A 261-nucleotide genomic window follows, 5' to 3' on the forward strand; every position below is an offset into this window, starting at 1 on the left:
GGCGGTCTCTCGCCGCTCCGCCGGAGCGCCGCCGCGGAAGCGGCCGAAGTCGATGACCGGGACCGCCTCGACGGCGATGCGCGTGCCGACGAGGCTGGGATCGAGCTGCTCGGCGACGGACTCGCCGGCGGCGTCCGGCCCGGCGGGATCTGGGGCGGGACCTGGGACGGGATCTGCAGTCATGGCCACGGCACCTCGATCTATCGGAGCTGCTTTTTGACAGGTACCACAGCAAATCTGTTACTTCCAACAACCTCGGCT

Annotated in this window: 1 protein-coding gene; it reads right to left on the bottom strand. The window is 69.0% G+C overall.

Annotation, left to right across the window (positions count from 1 at the left end):
* The coding region (locus tag SB717_RS37085; protein WP_410908094.1) for a hypothetical protein at window positions 1-183 on the bottom strand (183 nt) is incomplete at its 3' end.
* Between the last annotated feature and the right edge of the window lie 78 nt (window positions 184-261).

The organism is Priestia sp. SIMBA_032 (assembly GCF_046535215.1).
Taxonomy (GTDB): domain Bacteria; phylum Bacillota; class Bacilli; order Bacillales; family Bacillaceae_H; genus Priestia; species Priestia aryabhattai.